We start from the raw sequence: 22,406 nt of genomic DNA, 5'->3' as shown, positions 1-22,406 counted from the left end.
CAAAACTTTCTAAATATTCGGGCACAATAGTATTCCATTCCAGTTCTTCTTTTAATTTTTCCGATAAGGCTTCCGAAGCTTCTTTTTCTCCATGGATCATAAAAGTCATTTTAGGTTTACTGACAAATCCTTCTGCCCATTCCATCAACTCTTCCTGATCTGCATGTGCGGATAAACCTTCGATATAATGGATTTTGGCTTTTACAGGGATTTCCATGCCATACATTCTTGAGGTCTCTTCACCTTCAAGGAGTCTCCTCCCCCTGGTGCCTTCTGCCTGGTAGCCGACAAAGATGATGCTGTCCTGTTCATTGGGTAACCGGTGGTAAAGGTGATGAAGTATTCTGCCCCCTGTCGCCATACCGCTGGCAGAAATGATGATGGCATCCCCCCTCAGGTTGTTGAGGGACATTGAGGCCTCTTGACTTTTATAGTAGTGTAGGTTTTTGTGCAGAAAGGGGTTGGCATCTGCCTCATCAATTACAGGACCAAGCCTGTGGTACTGGTGAAAACGTTTATATAATTTGGTCACATCAATAGCCATTGGACTATCTACATAAATAGGGATATCCGGAATCTTGCCTTTTTGCTGCAAACGGTGTAGGTAATATAGAATCATTTGTGTCCTTCCCACCGCAAATGCCGGTATTACTGCTATTCCTCCGTTTCTATAGGTCTCTCTAATGGCACGCCCAAGCTCTTCTACAGGTTTTTGATCTTTCTGTGGTCTATTCCCATAGGTGGACTCCATAAATAAAACATCCGCAAAGGGAATACGGTTGGGCGAATGAAAAATAGGGTCATTGTACCTGCCCAAGTCTCCTGAGAACACCAGTTTTTTCTCCTGATTGGCTCCTCTTACTTTTACTTTCACAATGGCAGCCCCCAAAATATGGCCAGCATTATAAAAGGTGATAGAAATTCGGTCTTCTATCCTTAATTCGGTTTCCAATTCCACTGGCTCCAACAAGGGAAATACTTTTTCAGCATCTTCGGTAGTGTACAAAGGCAGTGGTTTTTCGTGTTTGGAATAACCTTTTTTCTGGGCATACTTTGCATCTTCTTCCTGGAGTTTGCCTGAATCAAGTAATAGAATTTTGACCAGCTCTTCTGTTGGGAAGGTGCAATATATCTTTCCCTTAAAGCCCTCTTTGACCAGTTTGGGCAAATAGCCGCTGTGGTCAATATGGGCATGTGTCAAGATAATGAAATTTATGGTGCTTGGATCAATTGGGAAATCTTCCCAGTTCCTGAGTCGGTAGTCCTTCAATCCCTGAAACAGTCCACAATCTATCATGAACTTCATTTGATCCATTTCTATAAGGTAACGTGAACCTGTCACTGTTTTGGCTCCCCCTAAAAATTTAACTTTTAGCTGCATATTATTTTGGGATATTGTTTTACTAAATGTACAAGATAATTAAAGGTAATCAAGCAAACATAGTTGGGAATTATTTTCTCTTCAACAATAATTGCCCGTCATAATTTACTGCACCTATTTTTTTGAACAAATAACATAAAAAAAGCTGCCACAAATTAAGCGGCAGCTTGGTAGTGTTGGTTTAGTTCATTTGTATTTACTTCATGAAATAGGCATCTCTGAACTTGGCCCTTGAAAGACTGTCTACTTCCGTGGTTTTCCCGTCGTTATTGCAATTCAAGCATAACAAGCCATTTTCATTGAAGACCCAATAGTTCCTACTACTTACGTCTCTACTTCTGTACCCTGCCTTATTTAAAGTATTACGTAAAATCGGCAAGATAGATTTGTCCATCACAAAAGGTTGGTTAAGCGGTATTTCCAGGATTAGAGAGAGATGCTGTCCTCTGAATTTTTCCAATTGATTAAGGTTGATCCCTCTTTCAAGTGTCAGTACAGAATCCGCCATTGAAAAACCATAAGGTATCGCAGCGGCATTATTAAGAGCATCTTCATATCCTTTTCCTCTGGATTTAAAGTCTTGGACAAGCATGATTTCCTTTCCATCTGTTCCTTCAAGTTGCAACTCAACCATTTCGTACATGTTTGAATTTTTGGCTTCACTAACTGCTTTCAATACCAAGGTGCCTTCATTGAACGCAATGGGTGTTTCCACTGTGTGCGTGGCTATCGTTTTAAACTGAGAAACGGTTTTGGGTATTTGGAATCCTGCGACACCGATGCTAAGTAACCATACTCCAAGTACCAATAGGCCAAATCTGCCATTGATGATACTTTTCTTAATGATTACACTGATACCCAGAAGCAGGATGACCAAGCCTGGAATCAATATGGCAAAAGTTATGGCTATGGCCAGGTATAAAGGCACCACATCCTTAATCCATTCAGTAGGGATATCGTATAACTGTACCATGGAACTATCCAGGGGTACTATTTGAAAATATACGCCGAGCAAGATAAGGGGTGTCATAAAAAGACTGACTCCGATAAAGCTGATGATCAAACCGAATATTACTCGGATTACAGCCAGCAAGAATAAACCAAATGGTCCCAGTGCTTCCCCCAATTTATTGAGGACTTTTCCCAAGAATCTAAATGGAGCGAGTAAAACTTTTTTTGTTTGACTTTCTTCTTTTATGGGCAAAGGATTCATGTTTTCTTTGATGGTACTTTCTATGTTATCCAAGGTTATCGCTCCGCCCTTCATTTGAATTCTTTCTGTGATGGATTTTGCCTGGGGAGTTATGATCCATAGGATGATATAGATGACAAAGCCTGCTCCTCCTGCAAAGATCAGTGCGATAAAGAGTAACCTTACCCACAAGACCTCAATGTTAAAGTAGGCTGCCAAGCCACTTGCTACACCACCTAAAGTCCTGTCATCTGGATTTCGGTAAAGTTTTTTAATATGCTTATCCTCGGGTTCATCATAGGAAACAGGCAAAATCACCCATAATATCACATAAGCTATCAATGCCCAAATCCCTAAGGAGAAAGAGAAATTGAAATTCCATGGAAGAAAGTCCCAAGCCGGACGACCAAAATTCAGCTTCCCGCTAAAGAGAAGCAATAGGGCTACCAATCGTGTCCAAAGAGGATCTATTGATAAGTAATGGGCCATTCCTGCACAAACCCCGCCTAAGATTTTTCTATTCTCCAGACGGGTGAGTTTTTTATACCCCTTGCCTTCCTGACCTGGAGGGGTGATGTATTTATAGAAGTCATTTTCCTGATCTACCTTTTCCTGCTGTACCTCTTCTGCCATTTCTTCAGCTTTGAAGTCTGCGATGGTCCCCATTTTTTCGATCAGCCGGGTTACATTTTCAGCAGTGATTACCTGTTTGTTGTTTTTGAGATTGCTCAGAAAAATCTCTGCAATCCGGTTTTCAATGTCTGAAATGATTTCTTGATTGTCTGAATAATGTGAGAAGTGTCTGTTGATGGCTTCCAGATACTTTTTCAAGCTAGCGTAACCATCCTCTTCAATGTGAAAAAGGATGCCGCTGATATTGATGCTTATGGTCTTTTTCATGTTATTTTTGCTTTGAAGTGATTTGTTGGGTGGATTGTACCAGTGAATCCCATGTTGCATTAAGTGTTTCCAGAAATTGCTTTCCTTCTTCAGTAATGGAATAGTATTTCCGAGGAGGTCCGGATTCTGATTCTACCCAACGGTAAGAAACCAGGGAAGCATTTTTCAATCTTTGAAGCAATGGATAGAGTGTTCCCTCTACGACTATCATTTTGGCTTCAGTAAGTTCTTCTATCATATCTGAGGCATATACTTCCCCCCTTTTGATGATATGCAAAATGCAGAACTCCAATAGGCCTTTCCGCATTTGAATCTGGGTGTTTGAAGCGTTCATAGTTAGTTTTTTTCTTATTTGTCTGCTTCTGCTGTGTAGCATAAGCTGTTGTTTTTATGTTTAGATAGAAAAACTATACCAAAGTGTGAAAAGCTACCTTGTATTACAAGCTAAATGGTGTAATAAGGGTACTGATTTTTTTATTTCCTTAGCATAAAACCATGATATCTTTCCAGATTCGCAGTTTTTTCAAAATAAGGGGTAAAATGATTTTTTTTGAGCACCATATACAATTTCAGATTTTGAAAAATTAGGATGTGATCTGAATGGACAGTTACTTGTCCGAAAGCGTACAGTTTGGGATTTGGAGAAGCGTTTATTTTTTCTCAATTTCGACAATAACTTAAGTATTTATTTTTACTTTGCATTGGTGAATTACGCGTAGTACATGTTCATTTTCAGGGTTTTTATCAGTTTTTTATTTTTTCTTCTAAGTGGATGGCTTAGTGCTCAAACTATAGCACCCAAATATTCCAATGAGTTTATGAATATCGGAATAGGGGCAAGGGCTTTGGCCATGGGAGGCGCTCAGGTATCTTCTGTGAGGGATGTGACTGCTTCTTATTGGAATCCTGCCGGTCTCATAGGGGTAAAGCATAAGCATGAGTTTTCTCTTATGCATGCCGAATATTTTGCAGGGATAGCGAAATTTGATTACTTAGGTTATACCACTGCCATTGATGCGGACAATCAGATTGGGGTTTCACTTATTCGTTTTGGGGTAGATGATATTCCAGATACCCGTTTTTTATATGATGCCAATGGGGTTTTGAATTATAATAACATCCAATTTTTCAATGCTGCGGATTATGCCTTATTGCTTTCCTATGCCCGGGATGTGAGCGATGCTTTTAAGCTAGGGGTAAATACAAAAATAATCCATAGAAATGTTGGTAAATTTGCCCAGGCTTGGGGATTTGGCTTGGATGTAGGTGGGATTTATTTGATGGATCAATGGCGTTTTGGTGTAATGCTCAGGGATGTGACGAGTACCTTTAATGCCTGGTTTCACAATGCAGAAATGGTCAGGGACATCTATGCACAAACAGACAATGTGATTCCCGTAAACTCTATAGAACTTACCCTTCCCCGTGCTATTTTTTCAGTCACAAGGGATGTGGAATTTGGGGAGGATATCCGGGTGCAGGGGGTGTTGGACCTTGACTTCACCTTTGATGGTAGGAGGAATACCATATTTAGGACCAATTTGGTGAGTTTTGATCCCCGGCTTGGTCTGGAAGGAGCTTACCGCAATTTAGTGTTTTTGCGGGTTGGTGGAAGTAATGTGCAGAGAATCAAAGACTTTGACAATACATTTTACATGTCCTGGAAACCAAGTTTTGGATTGGGTGTATTTCTGAATGAGAAATTTCAGATTGATTATGCTTTGACCGATATTGGGGGCGTGTCTCAGACACCTTATTCCCATGTGATCAGTGTAAAAGTGAGTTTGCAGGAGTATGATGGAAAGTTTAGGATAAACAAAGGTTGGAACAATTGATATGAACCGGCTGCTATTGACCATACTGATTCCCTTGATTTTGACCGGATTGGCCCAGGCTCAAAATAATTGGATTGATTATAACCTGCCTTATTACAAAATTCCGACGGTACAGGATGGCGTTCATCGTATTTCTTTTGCTGCCCTTTCCAGCGCAGGATTAAACCCCAATGCCATAGATCCAAGAAATATCAGGTTGTATCATAGGGGGGAAGAGGTATCTATTTTTGTGCAGGGAGAGGAAGATGGTCGCTTTGACCCCAATGACTTCATTGATTTTTATGGGAAGAGAAACGATGCAACGTTGGACAGAAAACTTTTTAGAAATCCCAATCACATTGGGAATATCATGTACAACCATCATAATGACAGTACTGCTTTTTTCCTGACAGTTACTCCCGGGACACCTGGAAAAAGGATGGGAAGCAGGCCACAGCCTGATGGTTCAGAGCCTATCTTGGCTCAATATCATACCCAGAACATGGAAGTTTATTTCCAGCAATATAATTTGGGCAGGTTGTATTTCCCTGGAGTCCGCTTGGCAGAATATGAGGAAGGACAAGGATGGATGAGTGCTCCTGTTACCAAAAGTGCGCCTAGAAATATTACCTTTTCTGATCTTGGGCAGATACCGGCTTCAGGCTCGGCTAAACTGGAAATAGGTTTGACCGGCAGGTCTGAAAACCCTCATGTCACTGCCGTACTTGCAGGGCCTACATTGGGCAGTGTTAGAGAATTGGCCAGGTTTGAATACCGGGACTTTAATGTCTTGAACAGGGAAATTGAACTCACAGCGGCAGATTTTGATCCATCCGGGAATATTACGATCAGGGTTACCTCCAATGGTCCGGAGGCAGTAGATAATATTTCTATCGCTTATGTAAGGATCACCTATCCTAAGACTGTACAGAATGGAGACAGGGATGCTGAGCTTTTTATAGTAGAGCCAGGTCAAGAAGCGTTGCAGTTGGGTAATATGCTTGCCAATTACGTAGCCTATGAGATTTCCGACACCAATAACCCTGTTAGAATACCCGTTCAAAAAAGTGGAAATACACTCCGCCTAAAAGCGGCAGCCAATAATTCCAGTAAAGTCTGGCTCGAAAATACCATGAATGTGCGTGCAGTCAGTGGCATCCAAAGAATTCGGTTTAGGGACCTTCTAAATCAACCGGCAGATTTTCTGATTATTTCACATAGAAGCCTGAGAAGACAATCTTCCATACACCCTGATCCGGTCAGGGCTTATGCACAATACCGTGCGTCCAATGAAGGGGGACGTTTTGATACCTTGACCGTTAATATCAGCGAGCTGTATGATCAATTTTCCTACGGTGAGAAGACGCCCCTGGCCATCTTTGAATTTATGAGGGCTTATTATCCGAAATTCCAACCTGAGCATTTATTGTTGATAGGGAGGTCTTTGGGTATGTACAGTACAGTAAGGCAGGATAGGGTTAACTTCTTTTACCGACAAGCTCCTGAGCGTTTTACTTTTCAGGATTTGATTCCCCCGGCAGGCTACCCTTATGCCGATAATAATTATGTGATCGGGCTGGACAGGAGCAACCCATTCGTGCCGGCTTTGGGTTTTGGAAGAATACCTGCCCGAACCCCTCAAGATGTGACGGATTATTTGGAAAAAATAAAAGAAAAAGACGCCTTAGGTGTATCTGAGGATTGGCAGAAAGATATTGTCCACCTCAGTGGCGGGATATCTTCCTTTGAATTGACCAGGTTTTTTAATTTTTTGAATGGGTTTAAAAACATTGCGGAAGGGCCCTTTTTAGGAGGAAATGTGAAAACCTACCGAAAGCGGTCCAATTCTACCGTTGAACTAATTGACATATCTTCAGATGTCAATCGGGGGCTTAGTTTAATTACATTTTTTGGTCATGCAGCTCCCACAGTGATTGATATTGAAATTGGGCTTGCTTCAGACCCCGCTCAGGGGTATAATAACAGGGGTAAATACCCCATGATTTTAATGAATGGTTGTGATGCGGGTAATTCCTTCGGCAACATCCGCACATTTGGGGAGGACTGGATTTTGACACCTTTTAAAGGCGCTTCCAATTTTCTGGCACATGCCAATATAGGCGTGGACATTTATCTGAGAAGGTACTCTGAGTCATTCTATAATAAAGCCTTTGCAGATTCCAGTATGATTTACCGCAGTGTTGGTGAAGTGAGGAAGGAAGCAGAAAAGCTTTTTTATCAAAGATTTGGGACATCGGTGGTCAACAGGTCCCATGCAGAGCAATTGGTTTTGTTAGGTGACCCGGCTGCTAGAATTTTTCCTGCTGACAGAGCAGATTATGCCATAAGAGAAGAAGATGTCAGTTTGGAAGGCTTGGACGGGGAAGAGCTCAATGCCAATGCAGAGTTTCTGAACTTGTCTTTTGCGTTAAGGAATTTGGGAAGGGTGGATCTGGATTCCGTGGAGTTTTCCGTCAACAGACGTCTGCCTGATGGCACATCAATTGATTATCCATTATCCAAGATTGCCCCTGTATTTAGGAGAGATACCATCGAATTTTTAGTACCGAATACGGGCATCAATGCCTTTGGGGAAAATCTTTTTACCATTACCATCAATCCCAGTAGGGTTATTCCCGAAATGACTTATTTAAACAACAGTGTCACTGTAAACAAATTTGTCCCTTTGAGTGGTACTTTAAATATCCTGCCCTATAATTTTGCTATTGTTAATGAAGAGAAAATCCCTTTGACGGCTCAGATATCCGGGAAATCACTAGAGCCAAGAAACTTAGTGTTTCAGATAGATACTGCGGCCAATTTTTCCTCAGCAAGAAGAAGAGAAATCAGGCTTACCACATCCAGTACAGCAACATGGGAAGTAGATCTTTTTCAGAATATTCAGCAGATGGATTCTGTTACTTTTTATTGGAGGACACGCTTTTTGGATCCAAGAGAAGGAGAAAATGATGGTTGGACAGTAAGCAGCTTTAGTTTCATTCAAAATGGACCTGAAGGTTGGACACAACGTGTCATGCCACAAATGGACAGCAATTTGCTGAGCAATTTAGAGATAGATCCTGTAAAAAGGGAATGGAAATTTAAAGATACCAGTCTGGATATCGAAGTGTTTACTTTTGGTAATGATGCGGATAGTTTGACCTTTAGGAATGCGCAGTTTATCCTCGATGGCGTTCCGCAGATCATTGACAGTTTTGTGGATGGAAGTGCCCGTTTGTGTCCAGATGGCTCATTGGGCCTTGTTGCATTTGATCAACGCTCCTTGACACCATACTTAGCCATACCCGTACCGGGATTTGATATTTTAGATGGAAGGAGTTGTGGCAAAGTTCCACAGGTCATTCAGAGTATTAGAAATGCCTGGATTGAAAGACCGGGCCTTAGTGTTGCAGATTATGTGGATGGTGTAAAAGAAGGAGATTATGTGGTATTGTTCACCATTGGGGCTGTTAATTTCAGACAGTGGTCTGATGTGCCTATCCAAAAACTCCGTGAACTGGGAGCCAATGAAGCGGTGCTCAGAAATTTACAAAATGGAGACCCCTACATTCTTTTTGGCAGGAAAGGTATGAGGCCAGGGGAATCCGTAGAAGTTGTTGCCAAGCGCGATATAGAATTGGAGACCAATCAGCAGGCCATCGATTTTGAAACTACCTTAGATGGATATTTTACGGCAGGCAGTATTTTGACGCCAAGAATTGGTCCCTCTTCCGAGTGGAAATTGTTTTTCAATGAATTAAGAAGCCGTGATTGGATCAATGAAGAGCTCACCCACTTTGATGTTTTCGGTGTGAAGGCTAATGGAGAAGAACAGGTGATTTTTTCAAATATTCAGGAAAATCAACTGGATATTTCCAGTGTCAACCCAAGCTTATATCCTTTCCTGAGACTTCGTTATGCCATGGAGGATGAAGAAGCCACTGCTCCTGCTCAATTGGCCAAGTGGCAGGTTAATTATACGGGTGTTCCGGAAGGTGTTTTGGTATTCAAAGGTAAAGAGGAACAGATCAATCTTCAGGAAGGCGAGGAGTCAACATTAGCGTTTGAATTTATAAACCTGGCAAGGTTTGATTTTCTAGACTCAATAGTTGTCGAGTGGACAGTAAGCAATAATACCAGAAGAAAAACTGAAAAATTCAGGAAGAAAATTCCTGCAGTAAAAGCTGGTGAATCCCATGAGTTTACCATTACATTTAACTCCATTGGTTGGGGAGGGAACAATAATTTTGAGGTATTTGCCAATCCAAGGATCATCATGGAGCAAACCTTCAGGAATAACCTGATTGATCTTGGCACCTATTTTATAGTCAATCCGGACAATACAACTTCCATCCTTGATGTAAACTTTGATGGTGTATATATCATGGATGGGGATATTGTATCGCCTACTGTGATGATAACTTCCATGCTAAAGAATGAGAAATCCCTGATATTGAAAAAAGATACTTTGGGAATGGAGTTGTTTCTGAGGAAGCATTGTGATGGGTGCCAGTTTGAGCGGAAAAATTTTTCCAGTCCAAAAATAAGTTGGTCGGAAGCTACCGCCAACAGCAGTTTTAGGGTGGAGCTCAGGCCTGGACCTCTAGAGGACGGTATCTATACGTTTAGGGTGGTGACCGAAGAGTTAGGTGTAGATAAACCCTATGAAATTACTTTTGAGGTAATCAATGAGGCTACCATTACCAATTTTTATCCCTATCCCAATCCTTTTAGTACCTCTGTACGCTTTGTATTCACTGTAACTGGGTCTGAGGTTCCCGATCAGATCAAAATTCAGATCATGACCGTTACAGGAAGAGTCGTAAGGGAAATATTACAGGATGAGCTCGGCCCCTTAAGAATTGGCAACAACATCACCGAATATGCTTGGGATGGGAGAGATGAGTTTGGCGATCAGTTGGCCAACGGGGTTTACATTTACCGGGTGCTTGTGAGGAAAAATGGAGCTTTTGTCGAGCCTAGGGCCACAGCAGGGGATAGGGCCTTTAGGCAAGGTTATGGAAAAATGTATTTGTTGAGATAAAAAAATAACCCGCCAGAAGGCGGGTTATTACTGGATTCAATTTTAAAATCAATTTTCTGATACATCAGAGGAATCTTCTTCAATTTCCTCTTCCAATACTGGAATTTCCTCTTCGGAAGCTTCTTCGATTGTGCTTTCAACTTCCTCAGAAGTCACTTCTTGAGTAGTTTTGGAGCCGCAAGATGCCATGAAGGCCGTTGCAGCGATTGCTAGTGCAAGGATGCTTTTTTTCATTTTTTAGATTGTTTTATGTCTCGTGGACAATTATAAATATCCATAAATTCTATGCCAATTTTTTCATTAGAACAATAAATTTTCACTTTTATTAAAAATAAATAATCAAATCAGCAAAAATATTGTCAATTTGAAAAACTTGATAGCTGTCAATGGTTGTCTGTTCTAAAAAACCTCCAAATCCCCCATATACTCAACAATAAAAGTCCTGCAAAAATCCAACCTTTACCAGTAATTCCTTCAGACTTGATCGCTTCATACATGCTTGAAACCATGGTGCCTGAAAGAAAGACCAGCGTCGTCCTCGGCAACATGCCAATGGTGCCGAAAATGACCAGCTTTTTCCAACCGGAGTGCATGAGTGCAAACAATAAATTGGAAAGTGCAAAGGGAATGATGGGGCTAAGTCTGACAAAGAAAATCAATTCTCCAATGCTGCCTTTTTTTTGATCAAGTAGTGCTTTGGCTTTGGGGTATTTTTCCAGTAGCAAATCCAAGCTGTCTTGTCCCAATCCTTTTCCCCAGCCATACCCTAAAAGCGTGGCCAATGTATAACCTAAAACAAGCCAGGGAAAGGCAGACCAACCCAAAAGAAATCCTGATAGGGCTGCCAGCATGGTAGTGGGCATCAAAGCAAAGCCCATCAAGGCAACTGCTGTAAGCAATGCCAGAGAACCAGTCAAGGGATCATAAAAATTCATTTCAGCTAGAAACTTACTGTTTGTCAAAGCTAGAGGGACAGCCAACATACTGCCCAATGCGGGCATGATGCTTACCCAAAGAATACCTGCAGCCATTTTGGGATTAATCCTGCTAGCTTCTTTGAATTCCTTGAAAATGCCTCTCTTTTTTTCCATCTTTGGGCTGATTTCCTGCAAAGGAAATAAATTTAACAGGATAAAACCCATAAATAAGTTATTATGAAATTCGGAACCAAAGCCATCCATGCGGGAATTGAACCAGATTCTTCTACAGGAGCCATTATGACCCCTATTTTTCAAACTTCCACTTATGTACAAAAGTCACCTGGGGACCATCAGGGGTATGAATATTCAAGAACCCACAATCCCACGAGGACAGCCCTACAGAATAATTTGGCGGCCCTGGAAAATGGAAAATTTGGTTTGTGTTTTTCTTCAGGACTAGGTGCCATCGATGCCATTATCAAATTGCTGAATCCCGGTGATGAGGTAATCAGTACCAATGATCTTTATGGGGGGTCTTACCGGATTTTCACGAAAGTTTTTCAGCGATACGGCATTAAATTTCATTTCATATCTATGGAAAATCCATCAGATATTGAAAATTATGTGAATGCCAATACCAAATTGATCTGGGCTGAGACGCCGACCAACCCTATGATGAATATCATAGACATTGAGCAAATCGGAAAGGTAGCCAAAAAGCATCAGCTATTATTTGCTGTTGATAATACTTTTGCTACACCTTTTCTCCAAAATCCATTGGACCTGGGCGCTGATATGGTGATGCATTCGGTAACCAAATATCTCGGTGGGCATTCTGATGTCGTGATGGGTGCAATTGTAGTCAACGACCAAACACTGGCAGACCAATTGGCATTTATTCAAAATGCCTGTGGGGCTACACCTGGGCCACAGGATTGCTTTTTGGTACTAAGAGGAATTAAAACCCTCCATTTAAGGATGGAACGTCATTGTCAAAACGGGAGAGAAATAGCCCATTTTTTAAAGTCACACCCTAAGGTGGATAAGGTATATTGGCCTGGTTTTGAAAGCCACCCCAATCACGAGGTGGCCAAGAAGCAAATGCGTGATTTTGGAGGGATGATCTCATTTACCATTAAGGGAGATCGGGTTGATGATGCCAAAACTGTTCTTGAAAACCTACATTATTTTTCACTGGCAGAATCATTAGGTGGTGTTGAATCACTGTGCGGACATCCTGCCAGTATGACACATGCCAGCATCCCTAAAGCAGAGCGTGAGAAAGTTGGTCTACTTGATTCTTTGATCCGCTTAAGTGTAGGCATTGAAGATGTGGAGGATTTGAAAGCAGATCTTGATGCTGCACTTGCAAAAGTATAAATTCGGATGTCCCCAAAAGAAGCAGCACCTCCCATTCAGCCCATTATAGATGTACTGATTCCAGCTTATAATGAAGAGGATTCGATTGGGAAGGTAGTACATGATGTGCCAGCAATGGTGCGTCACATTCTTGTAGTCAATAACTGTTCAACAGATGGTACGGCTTCCGTTGCCAAGGCTGCAGGTGCCATTGTGTTGGATGAGCCTCAAATGGGTTATGGTAAAGCCTGCCTAAAGGGAATGGCCTATCTTTCCTCGCTGCCAAAGCCGCCGGATATTTTGGTTTTTTTAGATGGGGATTATAGCGATTACCCTGAACAACTCCCTGATCTCATAGAACCGATTGTCAAAGAAGGCTATGACATGGTGATCGGATCACGGGCGAGAGGTAACAGGGAGAAAGGCGCAATGACCCTGCCTCAAGTTTTTGGAAACTGGTTAGCTACCACACTTTTGAGGTGGATTTATAAAGTTGAATATACTGATTTAGGGCCATTCAGAGCGATTAGGTGGGAAAGGTTGGTGGCTCTCGGAATGGTGGATCAGAATTATGGCTGGACAGTAGAAATGCAGATCAAAGCTGCAAAGGCAGGTTTAAAGACAACTGAGGTGCCCGTTGATTACAAAAAAAGAATTGGTGTTTCCAAGGTCAGTGGTACAGTGAAAGGAGTGTTTGGAGCGGGTTATAAGATTCTTTGGACGATCTGGAAATATTGGTAAGCAGGGAATACTCTAGTTTTTTTCTTAACTTTATAAAACATCCTCAAATGCATGAAACTAATTCCGACTTAATTCAACAATTTAAAGAAAGATATAAGCTGGATGATGCTTTGTTTTTTCCAGATATAGAGGATACTGGCACTCAGTCAAATCCATTTGATTTTTTTGGAGCAGTAATCCAAGGAAGTATGGAAATGAGTGAATTTGGTTTATATACATTGGAGAATACCTTTTGGTGGTTGAGATTTTGTCCGATGCCATTGAATCAGCAAAATCAGGCAGGAGGATTTATCTGAAAGAAAAAAATAGCGCCTATGAATAATCAGCTTATACTATTTTGTCTTGTTGTTTTAGGGATTTTCTCCTGTGGAAGACAAGAAAGACTGGAAGTGGATTTTGAATCTTGGGGGAATTATTGGTTTCAGGGGAAGGCTGAGATCAGCAGTTATGATCTGGTGCAGTATAGATATGGAGAAGCAAGAGAGGGGGAAGCGGTTCTTATCTTTGTGACTGAGGATTTTTCAAGGAAAAAACAAGTCAAGCTGGATCAGCCCAATGAAGCAGGCAGGGATAAGTTAAGTGTTTTGAAAATGAACCAAACCAGGGATTTCCTGACCGGTATTTATCCCTATCACATGATGCTTTCTGCCTTTACCCCAACCAAAGAAGCGAGCTTAGGGGTGAAGTTCAATTTAACCTCTCAGGAATGGTGCGGGCATACTTTTACACAACTGAATTTGAAAAGTGGACAGGATTACAAAGGAAGGCTATATTCTTATTTTGAAGAAGAAGGAGATCAGGAATTTTCTGTGTCAGGTTTGATAGAAGATGATATATGGAATTTGATCAGGATCAATCCCAATCAGGTTCCCACAGGTAATGTTAAAGTGCTGCCATCGATGATTTATCAAAGGTTCAGTCATAAGGAATTTAAGGCCGAAGAGGCATTTATCAGAATTATCGACATCAGCAGGGACAGGAACAGGATGGAGTTGACCTATAGTTCAGGTGAGAGGGTAGTTCATATTGATTTTGAGAAGGAATTTCCTTTTCAAATCATGGCGTGGGAAGAAATCCTGAATACCAAGGAAGGGCAAAAAGAAATTACTACTGCCAAAAGAAAAGGTTTTAAGCAGATTGATTACTGGAACAAAAACAGTTTGGAGGATGAATTCCTTAGGAGAGAATTAAGAATCAATGACTAAGCGTCGTTTTTCTTTTCACTGACCTTCTCAAGATCAAATAAGTCAGACAGGATATCTATCATTTTGTCTGCATCGTCACGTTGGCATGCAGCTCTCAATTGCACCACAGGTACTTTGAGGATTTTTTGCATCATGCTTTTGGTGATTTTATCAATGATAGCAATCTGTTTTTCATCTGCATTTTTCAGGAACCTGGCCATTTCTTCCTGACGGATTTGCTCTAAGGCGTTTTTCAATTTATTGATGGTTGGGGAAACCATCATTTCTTTTTTCCAATTGAAGAAATCATCAATGCTTTCTTCAATGATCTTTTCCACCTGTGGAATAGAAGCCAATCTTTTTTCCAATGTAGCTGATGCCTTACTCCTGATGTTATCCACATTATACAGCAGCACACCAGGTACATCTTCTATGGTGGTTTCAATGCTTCTAGGCACAGAAAGGTCCACAAAGAGCTTATAGCTTGGGATGTCCATGGATTTCACCAAGGCTTTGGTTATAAATGGCTCTGACTTCATGATGGAAGAAACAACCACATCGGCGCTTTTCATGGCTTCAAAGCATTCCTCAAAAGGGATGACATCAAACCCTAATTCATCAGCTAAAGCTTGGGCCTTTGCGAAAGTCCTATTGGTGATGGTTACTTTTGCCTCAGGGATATGCACCATGTTTTTGGCCACATCTTCTCCAATTTCGCCGACACCTATTAATAATACCCTTGGTTGAAAAGTATTTGATGTTAGCTCTTCGATCAACTCAACAGCTGCATAAGATACAGAAGCCGCCCCATCTCTGAATGCAGTTTCCTGTACCACCCTTTTGTTGGTGAAGAAAATGGTATGCATCAACCTGTGAAGGAAGGGACCCGCCATATCCAAATCAGCAGAGGCTTGATAGGCACGCTTTACCTGGTTGGCAATCTGCATATCTCCTACTACCTGTGCTTCCAAGCCCACTGATACTTTGAATAGGTGTTCAATCGCATCTTGATCATCAGACAGCACATTGAAATAATCAATGTAGTCCACCACATTAGTGAGACCTTTTTCTAACCCAATGAGTTTGATAACCTCTGTGCTGATATCAAGTTCATGAGAATAGTAGACTTCAGTCCTGTTACAGGTAGAAAGAATTAAAGTGTCTGTAATGCTGAAAAAATCCTTCAATTTGACCAAAAGCGAATGAATAGAGCTTTCATCTAATGCAATGACCTCCCGTATTTCTACAGGAGCATTTTTGTAAGATAAACTTATTGCTCTAAATCTATTTTGCATTCCAGGCTTCTTTAACGTACAAATTTAATTCAGTTTACGATTCAAAAGAAAATTTTCCCAATCGTATACTCAATTTAAAATCTGTCTAAATAATTTAAGGGTGTTTGTTGGTCATTTAAGGGCACGAATATCGGTAAACTTTGAAAAATTTTCAAATTGTATTAACTTATGAGTCATAGATAAGGTCTATGATGCAAAGCATCAATTTTTATAAACGGCATTTTTATGAAAAGAAATCTGTTTTTCCATCTTAAGGCTTATTTTGGTTTTTCAAGAAGGGAGTCAAAGGGTTTTATATTGGTGATACCTGCACTTGTTATCCTTTATTCCATTCCATCTTTGTATGATTGGTCCCTGCAAAAGCATAGTATTCATTTGTATGAGCATTATGAAAATAAACTGGATAGCCTTTTACAAAACGGCTGGGAGATATCAGAGTATGTGGGTGTACAAAGTTTGATTCAACAAGATTCCAGCAATAAAAAAAGGAATCTTCCAGCTTCCAGGACTGCAGTTCTCAACAAACTGGACTTTAATGAGGCAGATTCCATTGTTTTACAGATAGTGCCTGGAATTGGACAGACTATGGCCGGTAGGATTGTTAAATTCCGGGATAATATGGGAGGGCTACATGACCGTGAGCAACTTTTAGATGTGTATGGTATGAACCCTGAGCTAATGGAAAGAGTCTTTGAATATTTCACATTTAGACCTGGTATTCAGGAAAAAATCAACATTAACCACATGGAAGTTTCAGATTTAGCCCGGCATCCATACATCAGCTATGGAGCAGCTAAGGTAATAGTGGCTTACAGGGAACAGCATGGTCCTTATAAATCCCCAGAAGACCTTCTTGAGATTAAAATATTTAATGAAAATTGGCTGGAGCGCTTGCGTCCCTATTTGGTATTTTAAAAAAAATCAACGCAGCTTACCAATTTGATCAGGCCCGGCCTTGCCCAGAAGCTTACAAAGTATATTCGCAATTATCCGTTTATAATTCTTATTGGTAAAAGTGAAATTACTACCTGAAAATCTAGCATATTTGTGGCATGGCTGTGGACAGGTATACTTATTTGGATACAAGACTTAATTTTCCCGAGATGGAACATCAGCTTAGACAGGAGGATGGAAAATGGAGTGTTTTTGACCCGCTACGTAAGAAATTTTTGGTATTAACTCCCGAAGAATGGGTGAGGCAACATATGATACTTTTTTTGACCCAATTTAAAGGTTATCCAAGAAGTTTGTTTGCACTTGAAAAAGGCCTTCAATACAATAAGCTTCAAAAGCGATTTGATATTCTTATTTTAAACAGGGATGGAAATCCCTTTTTGCTCATTGAATGCAAAGCCCCTGAAGTACCGCTTTCTCAGAAAACTTTGGAACAGGTCTGTATGTATAACAAAAGCATTAATGCTGAATTTATTGGGATCAGTAATGGATTAAAACATGTGTTTTTCAAGCTGGACCGGATTAGTGCCCGTTATGAGCAATTACACGATCTCCCAAAATTTACATAATGAAAATTATGACTTTTGTCATGTATTTCCTTATATTTAGGATATAAGTTTGTAGTTAAATTAATACCAGCCCCTATGAAAGTTCAGCAAAAAAATACCCCTTGCCAACTCTGTATAAGCAGGAAATTTTCTTTGTTTGCAGATGTTTCTGAACCTCACTTATGTCAATTATCTGAATCAAAAAACCTGATTACCCATAAAAAAGGTCAGATTCTTTTTTATGAAGGTACCAAGCCACTGGGTGTTTTTTGTATCAGTGATGGCGTGGTAAAGGTTTATAAAACTGCATCCAACGGTAAGGAACAAATTATAAGGTTGGCTAAGAAGGGAGATTTTTTGGGTTATGCTTCTCTATTAGGAGAGGAAGCTTATTCCAACTCAGCTACCATTGTTGAAGATGCCAATATTTGCTTTGTGCCAAGAGAGAGTTTCCTCAAAGTGCTATCTGAAGATAATGCATTTCATCAGCGGGTTACCAAGGCATTATGCAACGATTTGGGAGTAATGGAAAGTAAGCTTACTGATGCTACCCAAAAGTCCATAAGGGAGCGTTTGGCTTTTACCTTATTAAAGCTTTCTGAAACCTATGGCATAGACGGAAAAGAAGGAGAGAAGATTGATATTGTATTGACAAGGGAAGAAATTGCCGGAATTGTTGGCACTGCCACTGAAACAGTCATCAGGTTGCTTTCTGAATTCAAAAAGGATGAATTGATAGATTTTGAGGGCAAGAAAATAATTGTTATTGATAAAAAAGGCTTGGCAAGACTGTCAGATTTTTATGGTTGAAAATCCAGGTTTTCTGTTTTTTTGATTTCTAGGTGAAAAATGAACAGCATTTACATGCAATCATTTTTTATTCTTTTTGGTTTAATATGTATGAAAATCACGCGATGCCTTTGGATAGTATTGTTTGTATTCGCCTACAAAACCTCTGATGCACAGAGTATGGCTTATAAAACATTACTGAAGGGGGTTTATGATAAAGAATTTCCTTTGGTAAATATTGATGATCAAGATGTCTTAGAGGCTGCTATATTCTTGGATACCAGAGAAAGAGAGGAATACGAAGTCAGTCATTTACAGAATGCACGGTGGGTGGGCTTCAATGAATTTGATTTGAAAAGGGTAAAAGACCTGGATAAGGATAAACCGATAGTAGTTTACTGTTCCATTGGAGCCAGAAGCCAAGAAATTGGTAAGAAACTTAAAGAAGCTGGTTTTCTTAGGGTTTATAATCTTTATGGAGGTATTTTTCATTGGGTCAATGAAGAATTACCCGTTTATACCAATGGACAGTCAACCCAAAAAGTCCATGCTTACAATCGGGCTTGGGGAATTTGGCTCTCTAAGGGTGAAAAAGTATATTGAGTTCCTTCCGAAAAAAAAATAGCCTCACACATGCACTCCCTTCTTGTCGTCTTTTCCATTTTACTCATCAATCTTGCTTGTGGTCGTTCAGACTTAGGTCAAAGTGGAACGGTCGCTCCTTCACATCGAGATTTTGATAAATTGCTTCAGGAATTTGTAAGCATAGATGGTAAAGTTGATTACAAAGGCTTTATGAGGGAAAAAAAGCAGTTGGATGATTATTTGAATGTATTAAGTAAAAATCCACCTGATCGCAAAGTCTGGACCAAAGAAGAGCAATTGGCTTATTGGATCAATGCTTACAATGCTTTTACGATCAAATTGATCATTGATCATTATCCCGTAAAAAGCATCAGGGACATCAAGCCTAAATACCCGGTTCCACTTCTCAACACAGTCTGGCACATAGAATTTTTTGAGATAGGAGGTAAGCCGGCATCATTGGATGAAATAGAGCATAAAATACTGAGAAAAGAATTTGATGAACCCAGGATACATTTTGCCATCAATTGTGCTTCATTTTCCTGTCCCGTCCTGTCCAATGAGGCATTTGTACCCGAAAGGCTTGAATTACAGTTGGAAAAGGCAGCGTTCAATTTTATCAATGACACCAAACGCAACAGCATCAGTGCTGAGAATATCAAGGTTTCTCAGATTTTTTCATGGTTTAAGGAAGATTTTACTCGCAAAGGGGATTTAATTGATTATCTTAACCAATATTCCAAAGTTAAAATCAACAAAAAGGCAAAAATAAGCCATCTTACCTACGATTGGTCACTCAATGAGTAAGCGTAAAATAGTAATAATTGGTAACGGCATTTCCGGAATTACCTGTGCCAGAAATATCAGGAAAAATGATGAACAGGCAGATATCTTGGTGATATCCGGAGAGACTAAATATTTTTATTCCCGAACAGCCCTCATGTATATCTACATGGGGCATATGAAATTTGAACATACAAAACCTTATGAGGACTGGTTTTGGGAAAAAAACCGGATAGACTTACTTCAGGCTTGGATAGAGCTGGTTGACTTTCAGCAAAAAAAGCTCATCTGTCACAATGGCGATACCATTCATTATGATCATCTTATCCTGGCTACCGGTTCTAAACCTGCTATCTTGGATTGGCCTGGTAAGCAGCTGAATGGTGTACAAGGGCTTTATTCTTATCAGGATTTAGAATTGATGGCAGAAAAAACCAAAGGCATAAAAAGTGCCGTGGTAGTAGGAGGAGGATTGATTGGAATAGAAATGGCAGAAATGCTGGCAAGCCGAAAAATCCATGTGACTTTTATTGTCAGGGAATCTAATTTTTGGGATAATGTACTCCCAAAAGAGGAAGCCATGCTCATCAATAAGCATATACGGGAACATGGGATTGACCTACGTCTGTCCACAGAACTGGATGAGATTTTGGACGATGGAAAAGGAAACGTAAAGGCAATCCGAACCAAGAATGGAGATACCGTTTCCTGTGAATTTGTTGGGATTACCATTGGCGTAATACCAAACATTGACTTTTTGAGGGACACAGACCTGGAATTAGGGAAAGGGATTTTGGTGGATACCTATTTCAGAACCAATTTAGCAAATGTTTATGCCATTGGAGACTGTGCTGAATTTAGAGATTCCATTGGTGAAAACAGGAAAAAAATTGAGCAAGTCTGGTATACAGGAAGGATGCATGGAGAGTCCTTGGCCCATAACCTTAGCAGCGCCCGAGTAATGCCATATCAACCTGGTGTATGGTTTAACTCAGCTAAATTTTTTGACATAGAGTATCAGACATATGGTAATGTTCCACCTCAGATAGAAGAAGACTCAGAGACATTTTATTGGGAAGATAAGTCTGGAAAGGTTGCCATTCGGTTCAATTATTTAAAGCATTCAGAATGTTTTCAGGGCGTAAATGCTTTTGGATGGAGGCTGCGACATGAGTTTTTTGATCGGGCAATTTCCGAAAAATGGACCATAGACCGGGTGATTGGGCAGTTGGACAAATCAAGTTTCAACCCGGAATTTTACAAACCTTACCACCGCTTGGTTCTAGACGCATACAATAAGACTAGAGGTAAGGCTGTCAAGTTCAGGAAAACTTCTTTCTTTCATAAACTAATAGGTTCAAGGGCATGAAAAAATTACAGGTATTAGGCTTAGGTCTCTTTATTGTGGGCCTATCCATATTCTCTTATCTTCCTTTCATAGGCCAATATCAGTTAGAAGAAACCATGGTCGAAGCAGAAGTTAAGTCCGAGCATCAAGAAGTCATGCTTAGCATATTGAGGCCTATGTTTGGGGAAACCTACCAAATTAATTTCCAGTTTATTTCGGACCTTAACCGCCTAATTGATGCCCATAATGATGATTTAAAAATCAGAGAGGCTTGGGATGAAGTAATATGGGATGATTATTCCTTTCCGCTTACCAAGGCTGCCGCAAATACACCTATTTCCGATTATCCTTTGGCTTATTTTTCCTTGTCTGTGCTTTTGGCCATTTTTGGGGCAATGCTTTACATTGTTCCGCTTTATCGCGGGGAGCCTGAAGGCATAAAAAATAATGGAATTTATTTTTCTTCCATGAAGTCCAGAGGACTCTTGGGTATCATTACAGGTACATACCTGATCCTGTTTTACGTGCTATTATATTGGTTCCCGGCCTACATCGCCAATTTGGTGATTATGGTCGATCCCCTGAGTAAGGCGCTGTCAGGTCAGGAGGCCAGTCAGTGGTTTTTATATGGCTTGCTTTACACCCTGGCCATTTTGGTTATGGGAATTCGGATGTTTAGAAAATATAAAGGCAATATGTATCAGACCATCAGGACAGCTTCAGTCATGTTTTTTCAATTGGCCTTTGCCTTTCTCATTCCGGAAATATTGATTTTGTTGAATAAACCATGGCATGATTTTAAAAATATCTGGCCTTTGGATTACTCTTTCTTTTACGATTATCGCTTGGAAGGCATGGTGAGCTCCGGTGCTTTAGGCATGTTTATGTTGGTTTGGGGGATTGTTCTCATTGTCATAGGTGTTCCCTTATTGACTTATTTTTATGGAAAGCGCTGGTACTGTTCTTGGGTTTGCGGTTGCGGTGGATTGGCAGAGACTTTGGGTGATCCATATAGGCAGCTGTCTGATAAAACTTTAAAAGCCTGGAAAGTAGAAAGGTATTTGGTTCATGGGGTTTTGGTTTTTGCTGTATTGATGACCGCGGTGACCCTGGCCAATTATTTCATGGAATTTGGCTTACTTGGTCAGGCTACTAATCAGCTTCATTCGATTTACGGTTTTGCCATTGGGGCGGCTTTTGCGGGCGTTGTGGGCACTGGCTTTTATCCTTTGATGGGCAATAGGGTTTGGTGTAGGTTTGGCTGTCCTCTGGCCGCTTACCTAGGAATCGTTCAGCGGTTCAAATCCAGGTTCAGGATTACCACGAATGGAGGACAGTGCATATCCTGTGGTAACTGTTCGACTTATTGTGAAATGGGAATTGATGTGCGCTGGTATGCACAAAGAGGGCAAAATATTGTCAGGGCATCTTGTGTGGGCTGTGGGGTTTGTTCAGCGGTTTGTCCGAGAGGTGTATTAAAGCTTGAGAATGGAACTGAGGATGGAAGGATCAATGATATGCCCATCATTATCGGAAATAAATCAGTCCAAGTAAAATCCTGATGTCAGT

The 22,406-nt window shown here is 40.5% G+C and carries 19 protein-coding genes; 13 read left to right on the top strand and 6 right to left on the bottom strand.

All coding sequences use genetic code 11. The features are described 5' to 3' along the window. The 3 genes from B879_RS10935 to B879_RS10925 form a co-directional block, all read right to left on the bottom strand. Positions 1 to 1,381, bottom strand: a 1,381-nt coding sequence (locus B879_RS10935) for an MBL fold metallo-hydrolase RNA specificity domain-containing protein (protein ID WP_040400487.1), incomplete at its 3' end; no start/stop codon positions are given. Positions 1,382 to 1,577: 196 nt separating this feature from the next. Then, a complete protein-coding gene (locus B879_RS10930; protein ID WP_009185243.1) occupies positions 1,578 to 3,473 on the bottom strand; it encodes a PspC domain-containing protein in 1,896 nt (631 codons plus the stop codon). A gap of 1 nt (position 3,474) precedes the next feature. Further along, complete coding sequence (locus tag B879_RS10925) at positions 3,475 to 3,807, bottom strand: PadR family transcriptional regulator (RefSeq protein WP_040400493.1); 333 nt, start codon at positions 3,805 to 3,807, stop codon at positions 3,475 to 3,477. Positions 3,808 to 4,195: 388 nt separating this feature from the next. Here B879_RS10925 and B879_RS10920 point away from each other — a divergent pair, with 388 nt between their 5' ends. Together B879_RS10920 and porU2 are read left to right on the top strand one after the other, a co-directional pair. Further along, entirely contained in the window at positions 4,196 to 5,308 is a 1,113-nt protein-coding gene (locus B879_RS10920; RefSeq protein ID WP_009185241.1) for a putative type IX sorting system protein PorV2, read from the top strand. A 1-nt stretch (position 5,309) separates the two neighbouring features. Next, positions 5,310 to 10,331: a putative type IX secretion system sortase PorU2 gene (gene porU2 / locus B879_RS10915; RefSeq protein ID WP_009185240.1), complete on the top strand. Its 5,022-nt coding sequence runs from the start codon at positions 5,310 to 5,312 to the stop codon at positions 10,329 to 10,331. A 48-nt stretch (positions 10,332 to 10,379) separates the two neighbouring features. Here the strand turns inward: porU2 and B879_RS10910 are convergent, their stop codons facing one another. Together B879_RS10910 and B879_RS10905 are read right to left on the bottom strand one after the other, a co-directional pair. Beyond that, positions 10,380 to 10,565 carry a hypothetical protein gene (locus tag B879_RS10910; RefSeq protein ID WP_009185239.1) on the bottom strand — a complete coding sequence of 62 codons (186 nt, stop codon included), beginning with the start codon at positions 10,563 to 10,565 and terminating at the stop codon, positions 10,380 to 10,382. A 149-nt stretch (positions 10,566 to 10,714) separates the two neighbouring features. Further along, the gene (locus B879_RS10905; protein WP_040400491.1) at positions 10,715 to 11,422 is read right to left on the bottom strand and encodes a TVP38/TMEM64 family protein; all 708 of its coding nucleotides are present in this window, start codon (positions 11,420 to 11,422) and stop codon (positions 10,715 to 10,717) included. A gap of 63 nt (positions 11,423 to 11,485) precedes the next feature. On the opposite strand from B879_RS10905, the gene B879_RS10900 reads away from it, so the two are divergent. From B879_RS10900 to B879_RS10885, 4 genes are read left to right on the top strand one after another with little or no spacing between them, the layout of a single operon-like run. Then, positions 11,486 to 12,631 carry a cystathionine gamma-synthase gene (locus B879_RS10900; protein WP_009185237.1) on the top strand — a complete coding sequence of 382 codons (1,146 nt, stop codon included), beginning with the start codon at positions 11,486 to 11,488 and terminating at the stop codon, positions 12,629 to 12,631. Positions 12,632 to 12,637: 6 nt separating this feature from the next. After that, a complete protein-coding gene (locus B879_RS10895) occupies positions 12,638 to 13,351 on the top strand; it encodes a glycosyltransferase family 2 protein (RefSeq protein WP_009185236.1) in 714 nt (237 codons plus the stop codon). A gap of 47 nt (positions 13,352 to 13,398) precedes the next feature. Further along, the gene (locus B879_RS10890; RefSeq protein ID WP_009185235.1) at positions 13,399 to 13,647 is read left to right on the top strand and encodes a hypothetical protein; all 249 of its coding nucleotides are present in this window, start codon (positions 13,399 to 13,401) and stop codon (positions 13,645 to 13,647) included. A gap of 18 nt (positions 13,648 to 13,665) precedes the next feature. Beyond that, on the top strand, positions 13,666 to 14,556 hold the full coding sequence (locus B879_RS10885) for a hypothetical protein (RefSeq protein ID WP_009185234.1): 891 nt from the start codon (positions 13,666 to 13,668) through the stop codon (positions 14,554 to 14,556). Here the strand turns inward: B879_RS10885 and hemA are convergent. Beyond that, positions 14,553 to 15,830, bottom strand: coding sequence for a glutamyl-tRNA reductase (gene hemA / locus B879_RS10880; RefSeq protein WP_009185233.1), 1,278 nt, complete (start codon positions 15,828 to 15,830; stop codon positions 14,553 to 14,555). The two genes, B879_RS10885 and hemA, sit on opposite strands and share 4 nt — an antisense overlap. A 225-nt stretch (positions 15,831 to 16,055) precedes the next feature. Here hemA and B879_RS10875 point away from each other — a divergent pair, with 225 nt between their 5' ends. The 7 genes from B879_RS10875 (at position 16,056) to B879_RS10845 (ending at position 22,399) form a co-directional block, all read left to right on the top strand. Continuing rightward, positions 16,056 to 16,745 (top strand): ComEA family DNA-binding protein, encoded by a 690-nt coding sequence (locus tag B879_RS10875; protein WP_009185232.1) that lies wholly within the window; start codon positions 16,056 to 16,058, stop codon positions 16,743 to 16,745. A 188-nt stretch (positions 16,746 to 16,933) separates the two neighbouring features. Beyond that, positions 16,934 to 17,353, top strand: a complete 420-nt coding sequence (locus B879_RS10870; protein WP_238542121.1) for a type I restriction enzyme HsdR N-terminal domain-containing protein — start codon at positions 16,934 to 16,936, stop codon at positions 17,351 to 17,353. A gap of 75 nt (positions 17,354 to 17,428) precedes the next feature. Further along, the gene (locus B879_RS10865) at positions 17,429 to 18,142 is read left to right on the top strand and encodes a Crp/Fnr family transcriptional regulator (RefSeq protein WP_009185230.1); all 714 of its coding nucleotides are present in this window, start codon (positions 17,429 to 17,431) and stop codon (positions 18,140 to 18,142) included. Between the two features lie 90 nt (positions 18,143 to 18,232). After that, complete coding sequence (locus B879_RS10860; RefSeq protein ID WP_009185229.1) at positions 18,233 to 18,724, top strand: rhodanese-like domain-containing protein; 492 nt, start codon at positions 18,233 to 18,235, stop codon at positions 18,722 to 18,724. Positions 18,725 to 18,754: 30 nt separating this feature from the next. After that, positions 18,755 to 19,513 carry a DUF547 domain-containing protein gene (locus B879_RS10855; protein WP_009185228.1) on the top strand — a complete coding sequence of 253 codons (759 nt, stop codon included), beginning with the start codon at positions 18,755 to 18,757 and terminating at the stop codon, positions 19,511 to 19,513. Beyond that, entirely contained in the window at positions 19,506 to 20,858 is a 1,353-nt protein-coding gene (locus B879_RS10850) for an NAD(P)/FAD-dependent oxidoreductase (RefSeq protein WP_009185227.1), read from the top strand. Before B879_RS10855 ends, B879_RS10850 begins: the two co-directional genes overlap by 8 nt. Beyond that, positions 20,855 to 22,399, top strand: coding sequence for a 4Fe-4S binding protein (locus tag B879_RS10845; protein ID WP_009185226.1), 1,545 nt, complete (start codon positions 20,855 to 20,857; stop codon positions 22,397 to 22,399). The genes B879_RS10850 and B879_RS10845 overlap by 4 nt, the downstream gene beginning before the upstream one ends. The last annotated feature ends 7 nt before the right edge of the window (positions 22,400 to 22,406 follow it).

The organism is Cecembia lonarensis LW9, assembly GCF_000298295.1.
Taxonomy (GTDB): Bacteria; Bacteroidota; Bacteroidia; order Cytophagales; family Cyclobacteriaceae; genus Cecembia; species Cecembia lonarensis.
This window is presented reverse-complemented; position numbering and strand designations above follow the sequence as displayed.

What these genes read in the sequence shown, in the direction of transcription:
- B879_RS10930 (WP_009185243.1), bottom strand. Translation starts at nt 3,473, where the DNA reads ATGAAAAAGACCATAAGCATCAATATCAGCGGCATCCTTTTTCACATT.
- B879_RS10925 (WP_040400493.1), bottom strand. Translation starts at nt 3,807, where the DNA reads ATGAACGCTTCAAACACCCAGATTCAAATGCGGAAAGGCCTATTGGAG.
- B879_RS10920 (WP_009185241.1), top strand. Translation starts at nt 4,196, where the DNA reads ATGTTCATTTTCAGGGTTTTTATCAGTTTTTTATTTTTTCTTCTAAGT.
- porU2 (WP_009185240.1), top strand. Translation starts at nt 5,310, where the DNA reads ATGAACCGGCTGCTATTGACCATACTGATTCCCTTGATTTTGACCGGA.
- B879_RS10910 (WP_009185239.1), bottom strand. Translation starts at nt 10,565, where the DNA reads ATGAAAAAAAGCATCCTTGCACTAGCAATCGCTGCAACGGCCTTCATG.
- B879_RS10905 (WP_040400491.1), bottom strand. Translation starts at nt 11,422, where the DNA reads ATGGAAAAAAAGAGAGGCATTTTCAAGGAATTCAAAGAAGCTAGCAGG.
- B879_RS10900 (WP_009185237.1), top strand. Translation starts at nt 11,486, where the DNA reads ATGAAATTCGGAACCAAAGCCATCCATGCGGGAATTGAACCAGATTCT.
- B879_RS10895 (WP_009185236.1), top strand. Translation starts at nt 12,638, where the DNA reads ATGTCCCCAAAAGAAGCAGCACCTCCCATTCAGCCCATTATAGATGTA.
- B879_RS10890 (WP_009185235.1), top strand. Translation starts at nt 13,399, where the DNA reads ATGCATGAAACTAATTCCGACTTAATTCAACAATTTAAAGAAAGATAT.
- B879_RS10885 (WP_009185234.1), top strand. Translation starts at nt 13,666, where the DNA reads ATGAATAATCAGCTTATACTATTTTGTCTTGTTGTTTTAGGGATTTTC.
- hemA (WP_009185233.1), bottom strand. Translation starts at nt 15,830, where the DNA reads ATGCAAAATAGATTTAGAGCAATAAGTTTATCTTACAAAAATGCTCCT.
- B879_RS10875 (WP_009185232.1), top strand. Translation starts at nt 16,056, where the DNA reads ATGAAAAGAAATCTGTTTTTCCATCTTAAGGCTTATTTTGGTTTTTCA.
- B879_RS10870 (WP_238542121.1), top strand. Translation starts at nt 16,934, where the DNA reads ATGGAACATCAGCTTAGACAGGAGGATGGAAAATGGAGTGTTTTTGAC.
- B879_RS10865 (WP_009185230.1), top strand. Translation starts at nt 17,429, where the DNA reads ATGAAAGTTCAGCAAAAAAATACCCCTTGCCAACTCTGTATAAGCAGG.
- B879_RS10860 (WP_009185229.1), top strand. Translation starts at nt 18,233, where the DNA reads ATGAAAATCACGCGATGCCTTTGGATAGTATTGTTTGTATTCGCCTAC.
- B879_RS10855 (WP_009185228.1), top strand. Translation starts at nt 18,755, where the DNA reads ATGCACTCCCTTCTTGTCGTCTTTTCCATTTTACTCATCAATCTTGCT.
- B879_RS10850 (WP_009185227.1), top strand. Translation starts at nt 19,506, where the DNA reads ATGAGTAAGCGTAAAATAGTAATAATTGGTAACGGCATTTCCGGAATT.
- B879_RS10845 (WP_009185226.1), top strand. Translation starts at nt 20,855, where the DNA reads ATGAAAAAATTACAGGTATTAGGCTTAGGTCTCTTTATTGTGGGCCTA.